The organism is Clostridium sp. RTP31139st1_H3_RTP31139_211217 (assembly GCF_040227035.1).
Lineage (GTDB): Bacteria > Bacillota > Clostridia > Clostridiales > Clostridiaceae > Clostridium > Clostridium saudiense.
The window spans coordinates 20,261-33,446 of the sequence record NZ_JBCOAB010000001.1; the positions used below are offsets into that span (position 1 = coordinate 20,261).

A 13,186-nucleotide genomic window follows, 5' to 3' on the forward strand; every position below is an offset into this window, starting at 1 on the left:
ACTCCTATAAACTTTTTATATAATTTAACTCTTCAGAAGTTAAATTTCTCCATTGACCTTTTTTTAAGTATCCAAGTTTTATATTTCCTATAGAAACTCTTTTTAAGCTTATTACTTCATGATTTAAAGAAGCGCACATCTTTCTTATTTGTCTGTTCTTTCCTTCATGTATTGATATTTCAACAGTAGATATAATTTCGTTGCTATTCTTTCTTGAATTAAAAGATTTTTCTTCCGAAATTACATCTATTTCAGCCTCTGCAGTTACATATCCTCCAATATCTATTCCGGATTTAAATTTCTTTAAATCACTTTCAGTAAATTTTCCTCTACATTCAGCTATATACTTTTTCTTTATAGCTACTCTAGGATGAATTATATTATTGTATATACTTCCGTCATTAGTTAATAAAAGCAAACCAGAACTATCATAATCTAATCTCCCGATTGGGTAAATTCTTTCATCTACATTCACTATATCTAATACAGTTTTACGACCTTTTTCATCTTTAGCAGAAGTAATATAACCTTCTGGTTTATTAAGCATAATATATACTTTTTTTTCTTCTATTTTTATAATTTTATCATTAAACTCTACAGTATCTTTTTCTGGATCAATTTTTGTACCTAATTCCTTAACCACAACTCCATTAACCTTAACTTTACCTTCTAAGATTATTTCTTCACATTTTCTTCTAGAAGCTACACCACATTGAGCCATGTACTTTTGTAATCTTTCTTCCATCATTTTCACTCCGTCTCTTAATATTCAAGGTAATTATATATTTAATATTAAATTAATACAACTATATCTTTAATTACATAAAGAAAAGTTGAGCTAAAGTATATTTTATGTAAAAATAATCGATTAATGGATTATTTTATGATAATATATAATTATTACTATTTTTATAAATATTAGTTATGAAAGAAAAGGGGCTAGATATTATGCATTTAGAAAGAATTATAAATGTAAGAGAAAACATAAAGGATACAGTTGTAAAAACACCATTATTATATAGTAATATTTTTAGCGAAATGTGTAAAAATAATGTTTATATGAAATGTGAAAATTTACAATTAACTGGTGCATATAAGTTAAGAGGTGCATTAAATAAAATAATATCATTAAATGAAGTAGAAAAATCAAGAGGTGTTATTTGTTCTTCTGCTGGAAATCATGCACAAGGAGTTGCATATGCTTCTTTATTAGCTGGTGTTAATGCAACCATAGTAATGCCTGAAACTACACCATACTTAAAAGTAGAATCAACTAAAAATTATGGTGGAAATGTTATTTTACATGGAAAGTGCTACGATGATGCATTTATGAAAGCTAAGTCTTTAGAAGAAGAGGAAAAAAGAGTATTTATACATCCTTTTGATGATATGGACGTAATTTATGGACAAGGAACAATTGCCTTAGAGATTTTTGAGGATATAAATGATTTTGATTATTTAATAGCTCCAATTGGTGGAGGTGGATTAATAAGTGGACTTAGTCTTGCTGCAAAAGAACTAAATCCAAATATTAAAATAATTGGGGTCCAAGCCGAAGGAGCTCCTTCAATGGCATTAAGTATAAAAAACAATAAAATTTGTACATTAGATTCTGTAAATACACTTGCAGATGGTATTTCTGTTAAGACACCTGGGAATCGAACATTTGAAATAGTAAAAGATTATGTTGATGAGATTATTACTGTTTCTGAAAGTGAAATAGTTGAAGCATTTCTTTTGTTAGCTGAAAAGCATAAATTATTAGCTGAAGCTTCAGGAGTAGTTACTTTAGCAGCACTTAATAAATTAAATGTTCAAGATAAAAAGGTATGTTGTATTATAAGTGGAGGTAACATAGATATGTTAACTATATCATCACTTATCAATAATGGCTTAGTATCTAAGGGTAGATTACTTTGTTTTTCTGTTGAGCTTAAAAATGTTCCAGGTGAATTACTAAAAATATCTGAGATTTTAGCTAAAGAAAATGCAAATGTAGTGAAACTTGAACATAATCAATTTAAAGCAATTAATAGAATTCATAATGTATTATTAGAAGTAACAGTTGAAACTAATGGACATGAACATATACAAAATATCTTAAGTGCTTTTAAGCAAAATGATTATCAAATAAATGTTATGTATTAAAAAATAGGATAATGTTTTTACATTATCCTATTTTTTATTAAACACCGTATTTTTTATAATATTCTGCTATAGCCTCTTTAATAGTATCGTCAATATATATAGTTCCGTCTATTTCTCTATTATATAAATATTCAACTACTTCTGCCATAGTTACTATTGGATAAGTTGTTATACCGAAAGCTTCTTTGATTTCTGATTGAGCAGATTGTTCTCCCTTTCCTTTTTCCATTCTATCTACTGAAATAACTAATCCACATATTTCAACATCGCCTTGAGCCTTTAATATTGGTGCAGTTTCATAAATTGAAGTTCCTGCAGTCATAACATCTTCAACTATAACTACTTTTTTTGTATTATCTAATTTTGCTCCTAGTAAAATACCACCTTCACCGTGATCTTTAACTTCTTTTCTATTAGAGCAATACTCTACATTAGTTCCATATAATTTATTCATAGCTATAGCTGTTGTAACAGTTAATGGAATTCCTTTATAAGCAGGTCCGAACAATACATCAACTTCTGTACCTATACGTTCTTTAATTGTTTGAGCATAGAACTCCCCTAGTTTCTCAAGTTGTTCTCCAGTTGTATAATTTCCAGTGTTAATAAAGAAAGGTGTTTGACGACCACTCTTTGTAACGAATTCCCCAAATCTTAAAACATTACTTTTAACCATAAATTCTATAAATTCTTGTTTATATTTTTGCATAGAAAACAACTCCTCTTATATGTATATTTTTCTTAAATATTGTAACATTATTCGTAAAAAAAAGCCAATAAAATTTATATGATTTTAATATTTAGAGAATTTATGGCAATAATTCTATATATAACTATATATCGGAGGAGTCTATGAGAAAAAAAAGAACATTATTTATTATAATTATTTTAATAACTTTAATTATAGGAGTTTTAAATTCAATACGTTTTAAGTTTTTATATGAGGTTCTTAAATTAAGTAATAGTTTAGCAACTATATCAAGCGATTTTTATAGTGAACCTATAAAAGATATAACCTATAAGGATATTATTTATAAAAGGAATGATGGTGAAACACTAAAATTGGATTTGTATATTAATGAAGAAATAAAGGATCCAAAGCCTGTAATTATTTATGTATTTGGAAACGGATGGGTGTATGGAGATAAGGTTATACCAGAGGCTATTTCATCAATAATTGATTTGCTAAAAGATGAAGGGTTTGCTGTTATAAGTACATCTTATGAATTAATGGATGATGAAGTGATATTTGATAAGCAAATATCAGATGTAAAAGATACAATAAGATGGGTGTATAAAAACAAAGATAAATATAATTTTGATGTAGATAATATTGGACTTATTGGACCATCAGCTGGTGCACAATTATCAATGATTGCAGCTTTTTCCGATGATGATGAATTTGTCGGAGACGTTTCACTAAAAGAATATCCATCAAAGGTAAAATATATAGTTGATTTATTTGGACCTTCGGATTTAAGTAAAATTAATTTAAGTGCAGGGCCAAGCGAGATTGTTGATAACTTTACTGCAGAAGATATAGAAAGTTATTCGAAATTATATAGTCCTATTAATTATATTAAAGAGGATTTGCCAGATACTTTGATAATACATAGTAAAAAAGACAATATAGTTCCATACGATACTTCCGTTGAATTATATGAAAGTGGAATAGAGTTAAACAATAAATTTGATTTTTATACCTTAGAAAATTGTACTCACTATTTAGAAAACTTATCTAATAAGGAAGCTTTAGGACTTTATATGAATATTATTGATTTTATTCTTTCTGAAAGCAAATAATCAAATAAGAAGTCATTATATTTCTTAACGACTTCTTATTTTTATTTAAAAGAAATTGTTTATATAATCATACTTATTGGGACAACTAGTAAAGACTCCCCTGGAACTTTAAATCGTGGTTGTTCTGGTAAATAAATTCCATTGCTGGACAATTTCTGCATTAAGGGAGAACAACAGCTTAAAAAGTTTTCATAAAAATTTGCTTGTCCTGATTTTCTTAGTAAATGAATACAATGATTACTATCACATTTTCGTATAACTTTTCCTACTACTGTACAAGGACATTCTTCCCCCTCATAAATATTTGCATAAGTACTAACAAAATTATTATTATTTACTGTTAGAACAACATCTATATTTCCACATTTAATAATCATATCTTGACTGTTATTAACAGTTAAAAGTGATTTTAAGTAATCCACTTGTTTATACATGGTATTATAATTAATCAGTGAATTATTTAATTCATTAGAAGAATTACATATACAATTTAAATTATCAGTTCCTAAACTAGAAAGTAAATTTGATAGGCTATCTATGTATGACACCATAGATTCATTAGTAATATTACCACTTAATTTAATATAATCTCCAGCACTTATACTATCAATTGAAGAATATTCGGAGAATTCTTTAATTAAATTAGCTTCATTTAAACCTTGTAATAATTGCTGATGAATTTCAAAAGTTGTATATATTCGTGTCAACTCTTCTTCACGTCTAATAAATCTTCTACCTTCAACAGATTGATTATCCTTATTTAATGTTGTTACAGTATCTGCTTCAGTAAAATTTTTCCCTTTATATCCATCACGCTCGTCGCGAATACATCTATCTTCTCCATAATGTTGGTTAGATCCTTCATTTCCAGTTTTAGCACTTAAGGTTCTATCTTCAATAAATTTAGAAGTTCTTTTTTCTATATAACCATCAATAACTAGTGAATTTAAATTCTTAGTTAATGCTTCGTCTAAATAAATAAGTAAATCAAGAGCATCTGCCAAAGAAGTTACCTCCTTATTAATTAAAAAGCCTCATAGTATCTTATTCTAAAGTAGATAATTAAGTACATAATAATGAAAATAAAATACTAACTAGTAATATAATTGCTATTACGAGCAGTGAAACCATTGTTGAAATAGTTATTCCAAAGAATGCTATAAATAATTTTACTCCTGTAAACATTAAAATAAATGCCACTCCATATTTTATATATTTAAACATACTATTTAATTTAGCTAAAAGAAAATATAGGCTTCTTAAGCCTAATATGGCAAAGATATTAGAACTATAAACTATATAAGGATTGGTAGTGATAGAAAAAATAGCAGGTATTGAATCCATAGCAAAAATAATATCTGAACTTTCAATTAATACTAAAATTAATAATAATGGAGTTGCATGCAAAACTCCATTTTTACGTACAAAAAAACATTCACCATATAAATCATCAGTGACAGGAATTATCTTTTTCATAATTTTTAATACTTTACTATCTGAAAAATCAACAGCTTCTTCTTTGTTGAATAGTATTTTTAAACCACTACAAAATAAGAAAAATCCAAAAATATATAGTATCCAGTGAAATGTATTTACAATTGCAACTCCTAAGAAAATAAACATAAATCTTAAGACTATAGCACCAAATATTCCATATGTTAGAACTCTTTTTTGGTATGAGATTGGTATATTAAAAGATGTAAAGACAAGTAAAAATAGAAATAAATTATCTACACTTAAACTTAATTCTATTATGTATCCACCAAGAAACTCTAATCCAGGTTCTGAGCCAAAAATAATATAAATAAAAATATTAACTACAATTGCTAGGCTTACCCATAAAACAAAATTTTTTAATGCACTTCTCGCTTTCAAAATATTTCTCCTTTATAATTAATTCACAGAATAAATATATGATTAAAAGAAGTATTTTATTTGTTAATAATTCAAAAAGTAAGATTAAAATGAAATTTAATCTTACTTTCTACTTTTAATTATCAAATTATAATTATTTTTTAGATTTAACAAAAGTTGATATTATTACATAAAATCATTATTGAATATGACCTTAAACCTGGGATTTGATTGTTAAAAACAGTATTCAAGATTTTCATTCCAGCACTATTTTCATTTGCAATGATATTCCAATAGCCACTACTTGAAGATGGAACATAAGAGTTTACGTCATAATTATCAATATTGGTTCCATTATAAATAACAACAACTTCACCTTTATCATAATTATTTAAATTGATATGCTGTATTAAAACACCACAATTTTCACTATTACCAGCAAAGATAAAATTAATATTATTCTTTATCAGTTCTGTATCTCTAAGTCTAAAATGTGGTAAACTTCTTCTGATTTCAATTAACCCTTTATTATAATTAAATACATCAATAAATTTTTCCTTATCATACCACTTGATGGAGTTTATGTCATCATTACTTTTATAGCTATTATGATCACCTTGTTTTGTTTTTAAAAATTCGGCTCCATATTGGATAAATGGAATACCTTGGGATGAAAATATGATGGACATACCTAAAAGATCTTGTCTAACAAGACTTGAGTTTAAAGGATGATTAGGGATATTTTTTCTATAATCACCAAAGTTCAAGTTTGGATTTTGACTTTTTTCTATTTGATCCCAAAGTGTATAATTATCATGAGCATCGATATAATTAATACTTTCATTTGGGTTTGATGTTAATGTATATATAGAACCTTTCAATCCTTCTATTATGCTCCAAGCAAAATCAGAGTTGCAAGAATTACCATTTATAAATCCACAAGAAGGATTATTATTTCCTCTAATTGCATCCCTAAAAGTATCATTAAATACAGAAAAATTTTCATTTTTTTGTGACCCTTTATAAGTACCATTAACTAATGGTGAACTACCACCTTTCCATGGCTCGCCATATATTAAAAAGTTTTTATCTATCTTAGTTGCTTTACGTACAATTTCCTTTGTAGTGTCAATATCTAATAGTTCCATTAAGTCAAATCTTATTCCATCTATTTTATAGTTTTTAATCCAATGCATGCATGAATCAATAATAAACTTTCTAACCATAGGCTTTTCGGAAGCAAGTTCGTTTCCGCAACCTGAACCATTTGTATATCGTCCTAAATGATCTGTTCTAAAATAATAGCCTGGAACTATATTATCCATGTTAATAGTGCACATCATATGGTTATAAACCATATCCATTACTACTCTTATTCCTTTTTCATGAAATTTCATAATCATTTGTCTTAATTCTATTATTCTTGTTACAGGATTATAAGGATTACTGCAATAACTGCCTTCAGGTGCATTGAAGTTTTTAGGATCATATCCCCAATTTCGGTTATTAGAACTTGGAAAACGTTCATCTACAGAACCAAAATCAAATACAGGCATTAAATGAACATGTGTTACTCCTAACTCACATAAGTGATCTATTCCTGTCTTAATAGATTTAGCACTATAAGGATTTCTATATACTGTATTTTCTTCTGCTGCTCCTAAATAAGTACCTCTCAGGCCATCAATTACACCTGAACTTTTATCGATAGTAAAATCCCTAATATGCATTTCATAAATAATAGAATCATCTTTATTAATTAATGGAGGAATATTATGATTAATAAATCCTATAGGTTTAGTATTTCTTTCATTAATATCTAATACATATCCTTTATCACCATTTACAGAAACTGAATTTGCATAAGGATCAACTGCATAAGTTACATTTTCTACAATTTCTCCATTTACATCTACATCCCTAAAATAAAGTTTATATAAATAATACAAACCATCTGCATCTTCTTTATTTATAACTGTAGAATAAACTCCTGTTTTATAATCATAAGTCATTTGATATTTAGTTACATCATCTTCATGACTTATATACCAATCCTCAAATAATAATAATTCTACCTTTATGCTTGTGGGAGCCCATATTTTAAATGAAATTGAATCATTTAAATAAGTAACTCCAAGATCATCTTTAGAATAATAAAATTTATCTAAGTAATCACGCATAATAACTTTATAAGGCCTATAAGCGTTAGTGGCTGATACTAACAATAAGTCATTTGCATGAATATGACGAGGGAGATTTGTTATAATTATTTTATTTCCTCTTATAATTGAAGAGGTACCCTCTATCTTTTCACCATTTAAATAAAGTTCAAAATCAATGCCTAATAAAGGCTCGCTAGTAAGATAAATTTTAACTTTATTAGCATTATCCATTACGGCAAATTTTATATTAGTTTGACTTGCAACTAATGCATCTCTAAGTGATTTATAACTTCTGTTATCTCCATGGATAATGTAAATATCCTTATAATTACCTTTTAAATCATAAGTAATGGTTTGTTCTGACCAATAATTTATCCAATTATTACCCCACTGCTTTTTTCTTACAATTAAGTAATCATCATTAATATATGTTGAAAAGCCAAAGTCTGTATTATAATTAAAATTTTTCTCTTCACCAGAAGAATTCTCGCTAAAGCTCCAACAATTCCAAATAAAATCATTTCCTTGATAATTGCTATCTTCTATATAAAAATGAACTAAAGTACCTTCATAATTATTATTTTTAACCTTAATTTTTTTAGTTGAATTGTACTCATTATTTATAGAAGTTCCATTAATAATAATTTCATATCCTTCTGGAACATTTTTATCAACAAATAAATAATTATTTTTGATTTCTATGCCAGGATAACTATTTTCTATGGACCAATTCATTTCTGTAAGAGAAATTCTACCGTATAGTCCACTACAAACCCCTAGTAATTCTACGGGTCTTTTATAAGTTACTACATTACTAGAAGAATAAATTTTTAAGACGTCCTTTATAGGTTCCCAAATAAAACTAAAGCTATTTTTTTCGCTACCTTCTGAATCTACCCATAATTCATTTCCATCAGTGTCAATTAAAATATATTTATATTTATATTTTCCAGGTTTCAATTTATTTGGAAATTTAACTTCTTTCATCATTTTTAATAAACCATCACGTGTATCTAATTGCCATGTTAGCTTATATTCATCAGATTTATTCCAATTATTAAAATCACCAACTACATATGCATAAATACATCCATCATATTGTGCTGTAAAACGTATAGTATTGGAAATAGGACATAAATCAATTGAATACGTACCTTTAGGATTATCGTTTATTTCAATTTTTTCAATATAATCTGTACTTTTCATATATTACCTCTCAAATTAATTCTCGACTAAAGTTCAATATTTAATACTTATGAACAATAATTTTATTTTATTAAATATTCTCTAAAATAATTGTACCATTTTTTCTATTTTTTTCATATATAATAAAAAACAAGATAAATTACTATTTTATCTTGTTTTTTATTTAAATTTAATAATTGATTATTCGACTTGTGTTAATAATCTTCTCATTACATCTTTTAATTTATTATTTCCAAGTTCTTCATTAGCCATAACAAATACTGCTTTAATATCATTATCAGATGGTTCCCATTTATAAGCTTTAAAGTCCATAATTGAGTCTTCAGGTAAGTATTCTTCTAATTCAAACCCAAGTTCCTCTGTTGTTGCCATATACTCTTCAAATAAAGAATCTTCATCTTCTTCATTAATATTTATACTTTCACTTATTTCTTCATTTAACATATCAATACTAACACTTAAGTTAAAGGCAACAATATCCTCTCTTTTAGAACCTTTACTCATATCTTTAATAACTTTAAATTCAGTATTTTCTTCAATAATATTTTTTATATCATTGCTATCTAAAACTCTATTTCCAAATGCAATATACATAATATTTCCTCCTTAGATTAATGCTTAATTATATAAATAATAATTTCATATCTAATATATTAAACACATAAAATATTATTTATAATGTATCAAAAGCAAGAGTAAATTTCAATATAAATAAAATATATTATAAAAATAAAGAGCAAATATGCTAATATATTTGCTCTTTTAGAAATTATACAGTTAAAACCCTTTTTAATGATACATTAATAGCATGATATAGAATAAATCCACCTATTGTATTAATTACTAAAGCAGGTATTACAACTGTAACAAAAAGAAGTGAGAAACTTGCTGGTAATCCTACTATAAATTTTGCTGATAATAAAAATGTAGTGCCACTAACTAATGTTCCAATTGGAAAAACTAATAAAACCAAGATGTTTTTTTCAAGTTTAGTGTTTAGTTTAGTTAAATGTGATATTTTATTTATTATTATAATAACTAAAAACATTACATTTACAGTTACTATTTTATCTATAATATTTGGTAATTGACCTCCAGGAAACTTAGTTGTTAATGCTGTAAATACTCCTGTTATTATAGCGCAAATAAGAGATGTTTTATAATCATTATCATTTATAATCATTATAATAAATAACATTGCTAATGCAAAATCAGGTTGCATTGGTAAACCTAGAGCTGGAGTAATTTGATGTAATATGGCACCTATTGCTAATAGTAGTGCATTCATAACCATTTTTTTTGTATTTAAATTTCTTTTCATTTTGAATTCCCCCTAAACATAAATAACTTTTATTAAGATTTTTTACTATTATGAATTTAACAAAACTTCATGCCATATTAATCACCTCCTTATAAGCAATAAAAAAACTCCGTCCTAAAAATAGGACGGAGTATATAATCCGCGGTACCACCTAATTTATGAAATTTAAGTATATAAATTTCATCACTTAATCCAAGTACTATCATACTTGTCCTACTATAACGTGTAGGTTACGGTTTCCGGTACTAAGCATTGCTTTCCCTTTACTTCTCAAAGGCCCATTCATATAACTCCTTCTTGTTAAGATCTCACCATCCTTAACTCTCTTTAATGAAGCTAAGATATATTACTATCCCTTATCTATGAATTTTAAAATTTAAATTTAATACTATTATATCCATAATTTAGAAAAAGGTCAATGGTTATTAAAAAACTATTTTATAGTTATATTTGATGTTGTTGGAAATAAATTATTATAAAATTTATCAAAACCATCATCTTCTATAATAACCTCTTCTTTATCATTAACATAAAACTTATTCATTGTACTTATAATTAAATCAAATTTCTTTAAGTTATTTTCTTCAAGTAAAACAGTGTAAAGATATGATAAATGATTTTGCATGTACTTTTGTAGATTTGTTGCTTCTTCTTCAGTAATCTTACCTTCTTTAACTAATTCCTTAATTGGACCGTTATTTAAGGCAAAATAAGCAGAAGCTTTAGAAATATTAGCTATGTATTCTTGTGGTTTCTTTGTATTCATCTTTTTTATCCTTTCTAACCCAGCTTAAAATAATTATATTAATCGATATAAAATATTTTATATTACTATTAAATATCTTACAATAGTAATTAATAAATAAAGCTAGGTGACTTATTATATTCTATTTAGAGCTTCTTCTATTTCATTAATATGATTATTCATTATATATATAAACCAAAAGGTATATATTTGAGGATTTAGTTTTATGTCTTTCTTTAACTCATTTAGTGAAATCCATTTGTAATTCTCAACTTCATTTGTATTAAAATTAATAGAACCATTGTATTTTCCAAAGAAAACATGATCAAATTCATGTTCTATTAATTCATTATCAAACTTAACATAATAAATAAATGAAAATACTTCATCAATATCTGTAGAAAAGCCCATTTCCTCTTTCAGTCTTCTATTAGCTGCATCTTTAGTTTTTTCACCTTTGTTAGGATGAGTACAGCATGTGTTTGTCCAAAGACTAGGTGAATGATATTTTCCACTAAATCTTTTTTGAAGGAGTAATTCTTTGTTATCATTAAATATAAAAACAGAAATAGCTCTATGAAGAATTCCTCTAATATGAGCATCCATTTTTTCTATGAAACCAATTTCCTTATCATTTTTATCTACACAAATAATAATTTCTTTCATTTATACTCTCCTAAAGTTTTTTATATTTAAATATTAAAATAAAGCATAAGCGCCGATATTATTAACGGCGCTTATTCAAAACACATAAATGTTTTATTTTCTCCTAAGTAAAAGATATAATCCAACACAACCAACTAATGCTCCTATACTGGCACCTACTATAACTTTTGAATCTAAGTTTTTTAATTTTTCTATCATGCAATTATCATCACAGCCACAATTACATTCATTATCTATATCACTTTTATCCTCATCTAGATAATCAAAGTTCTTATCATAATTTAAATCACTTTCATCACAATCAGATTTATAAAAATTTAATATTTCATCTTCACAGTTATTGCATGATTTGTAATAATTTCTTTGAGTAATAGCAGGAATTTTGATTCTTTTTGTTGCTGTATCCAAACTTTTACTTAGGTTTATTCCTATACTTTGGTACATAAGTATCACCTCAACCTTAGTATAAGCACTTTTTAATAAGTTAATTCAAATTTATAATTTTTCTATCTCTGCAATTTCTTTTATATATAATTCGTTAGTACTATCTGCTTGATGAACTATTTGTAGATAACTTAATGCATCTTCATATTGTTTTAAGGCTTTATAGCACATTGCTATTCCAAAGTAAACATCTATAGTACCTTCTTGTAAATCTATAGCTTTTTCATAATTTATTAAAGCATCAGTATATTCATGAATACTATAATAATATTCTCCTAATCCTATATATGCTCTACCTAAATTTTCATCTATATTAAGTGCATCTTTAAAATAAGTAAATGATTTTTCTAAGTTATTTTTATATTTTAAATATATCCAACCTATATTTACTAAAATATATGCAGTATCATTGTTGTTTAATATTTTAGATTTTAAAATTTCTTCGCCTAATTCTATGGCATAATCATATTTTTCTAAATAAATATTTATATCCATTAAATAAGCTATTACAAAAAAACTATTAGGGTTTTCTTTTTTTAGTTCTAAGAAAATATTATTACTTTCTTTAAAATCTCCCAAATAGAAATAAGATTCACCTAAAAGACTTTTTACAAAGCTTATATTATTGCAGTTTTCATTTAATGCTAATTTTAATGTTTGTATTGAATTATCATAATCTTCTAATGACATATAACAATCTGCTATGTATGCATAAAAATCTGGATTATTGCTTTCTTTTAAGCAGTTAATAGAAAAGTTTAATGCCTTTTCAACATCTTCATTCATTAAATCATTGTATTTTTCTAAAAATTCTTTATTTAAGTCCATTTGTTCTCC

The 13,186-nt window shown here is 26.0% G+C and carries 13 protein-coding genes and 1 other annotated feature; of the genes, 2 read left to right on the top strand and 11 right to left on the bottom strand.

Annotation, left to right across the window (positions count from 1 at the left end):
- Window positions 1-4: 4 nt before the first annotated feature.
- A complete protein-coding gene (locus tag ABUA17_RS00165) occupies window positions 5-745 on the bottom strand; it encodes a pseudouridine synthase (protein WP_042398753.1) in 741 nt (246 codons plus the stop codon).
- Window positions 746-948: 203 nt separating this feature from the next.
- On the opposite strand from ABUA17_RS00165, the gene ilvA reads away from it, so the two are divergent.
- Window positions 949-2,148 (top strand): threonine ammonia-lyase, encoded by a 1,200-nt coding sequence (gene ilvA, locus ABUA17_RS00170; protein ID WP_082423853.1) that lies wholly within the window; start codon window positions 949-951, stop codon window positions 2,146-2,148.
- A gap of 37 nt (window positions 2,149-2,185) precedes the next feature.
- On the opposite strand, the gene pyrE is transcribed toward ilvA, so the two are convergent.
- Window positions 2,186-2,857 (bottom strand): orotate phosphoribosyltransferase, encoded by a 672-nt coding sequence (gene pyrE, locus ABUA17_RS00175; protein ID WP_042398759.1) that lies wholly within the window; start codon window positions 2,855-2,857, stop codon window positions 2,186-2,188.
- 143 nt (window positions 2,858-3,000) lie between these two features.
- Here pyrE and ABUA17_RS00180 point away from each other — a divergent pair, with 143 nt between their 5' ends.
- Entirely contained in the window at window positions 3,001-3,951 is a 951-nt protein-coding gene (locus tag ABUA17_RS00180) for an alpha/beta hydrolase (protein WP_055275949.1), read from the top strand.
- A 59-nt stretch (window positions 3,952-4,010) separates the two neighbouring features.
- On the opposite strand, the gene ABUA17_RS00185 is transcribed toward ABUA17_RS00180, so the two are convergent.
- The 9 genes from ABUA17_RS00185 to ABUA17_RS00225 form a co-directional block, all read right to left on the bottom strand.
- Window positions 4,011-4,955, bottom strand: coding sequence for a DUF6414 family protein (locus ABUA17_RS00185; RefSeq protein WP_042398763.1), 945 nt, complete (start codon window positions 4,953-4,955; stop codon window positions 4,011-4,013).
- Window positions 4,956-5,013: 58 nt separating this feature from the next.
- The gene (locus ABUA17_RS00190) at window positions 5,014-5,826 is read right to left on the bottom strand and encodes a TerC/Alx family metal homeostasis membrane protein (protein ID WP_052330672.1); all 813 of its coding nucleotides are present in this window, start codon (window positions 5,824-5,826) and stop codon (window positions 5,014-5,016) included.
- Window positions 5,827-5,972: 146 nt separating this feature from the next.
- On the bottom strand, window positions 5,973-9,173 hold the full coding sequence (gene pulA / locus ABUA17_RS00195; RefSeq protein ID WP_042398764.1) for a type I pullulanase: 3,201 nt from the start codon (window positions 9,171-9,173) through the stop codon (window positions 5,973-5,975).
- Between the two features lie 180 nt (window positions 9,174-9,353).
- Window positions 9,354-9,767, bottom strand: a complete 414-nt coding sequence (locus ABUA17_RS00200) for a hypothetical protein (RefSeq protein ID WP_042398765.1) — start codon at window positions 9,765-9,767, stop codon at window positions 9,354-9,356.
- Window positions 9,768-9,942: 175 nt separating this feature from the next.
- Window positions 9,943-10,494, bottom strand: coding sequence for a tryptophan transporter (locus ABUA17_RS00205; protein WP_042398769.1), 552 nt, complete (start codon window positions 10,492-10,494; stop codon window positions 9,943-9,945).
- A 118-nt stretch (window positions 10,495-10,612) separates the two neighbouring features.
- Window positions 10,613-10,866, bottom strand: a binding site (T-box leader).
- Window positions 10,867-10,927: 61 nt separating this feature from the next.
- Window positions 10,928-11,260 (bottom strand): hypothetical protein, encoded by a 333-nt coding sequence (locus ABUA17_RS00210; protein ID WP_195951177.1) that lies wholly within the window; start codon window positions 11,258-11,260, stop codon window positions 10,928-10,930.
- Window positions 11,261-11,374: 114 nt separating this feature from the next.
- Entirely contained in the window at window positions 11,375-11,905 is a 531-nt protein-coding gene (gene idi / locus ABUA17_RS00215; protein WP_042398776.1) for an isopentenyl-diphosphate Delta-isomerase, read from the bottom strand.
- 93 nt (window positions 11,906-11,998) lie between these two features.
- Window positions 11,999-12,349, bottom strand: coding sequence for a hypothetical protein (locus tag ABUA17_RS00220; RefSeq protein ID WP_195951176.1), 351 nt, complete (start codon window positions 12,347-12,349; stop codon window positions 11,999-12,001).
- A gap of 51 nt (window positions 12,350-12,400) precedes the next feature.
- The gene (locus ABUA17_RS00225) at window positions 12,401-13,177 is read right to left on the bottom strand and encodes a tetratricopeptide repeat protein (RefSeq protein WP_195951175.1); all 777 of its coding nucleotides are present in this window, start codon (window positions 13,175-13,177) and stop codon (window positions 12,401-12,403) included.
- Between the last annotated feature and the right edge of the window lie 9 nt (window positions 13,178-13,186).

Coding starts and splice junctions, on each gene's coding strand:
- ABUA17_RS00165 (WP_042398753.1), bottom strand. CDS start 745: ATGGAAGAAAGATTACAAAAGTACATGGCTCAATGTGGTGTAGCTTCT.
- ilvA (WP_082423853.1), top strand. CDS start 949: ATGCATTTAGAAAGAATTATAAATGTAAGAGAAAACATAAAGGATACA.
- pyrE (WP_042398759.1), bottom strand. CDS start 2,857: ATGCAAAAATATAAACAAGAATTTATAGAATTTATGGTTAAAAGTAAT.
- ABUA17_RS00180 (WP_055275949.1), top strand. CDS start 3,001: ATGAGAAAAAAAAGAACATTATTTATTATAATTATTTTAATAACTTTA.
- pulA (WP_042398764.1), bottom strand. CDS start 9,173: ATGAAAAGTACAGATTATATTGAAAAAATTGAAATAAACGATAATCCT.
- ABUA17_RS00200 (WP_042398765.1), bottom strand. CDS start 9,767: ATGTATATTGCATTTGGAAATAGAGTTTTAGATAGCAATGATATAAAA.
- ABUA17_RS00205 (WP_042398769.1), bottom strand. CDS start 10,494: ATGAAAAGAAATTTAAATACAAAAAAAATGGTTATGAATGCACTACTA.
- ABUA17_RS00210 (WP_195951177.1), bottom strand. CDS start 11,260: ATGAATACAAAGAAACCACAAGAATACATAGCTAATATTTCTAAAGCT.
- idi (WP_042398776.1), bottom strand. CDS start 11,905: ATGAAAGAAATTATTATTTGTGTAGATAAAAATGATAAGGAAATTGGT.
- ABUA17_RS00220 (WP_195951176.1), bottom strand. CDS start 12,349: ATGTACCAAAGTATAGGAATAAACCTAAGTAAAAGTTTGGATACAGCA.
- ABUA17_RS00225 (WP_195951175.1), bottom strand. CDS start 13,177: ATGGACTTAAATAAAGAATTTTTAGAAAAATACAATGATTTAATGAAT.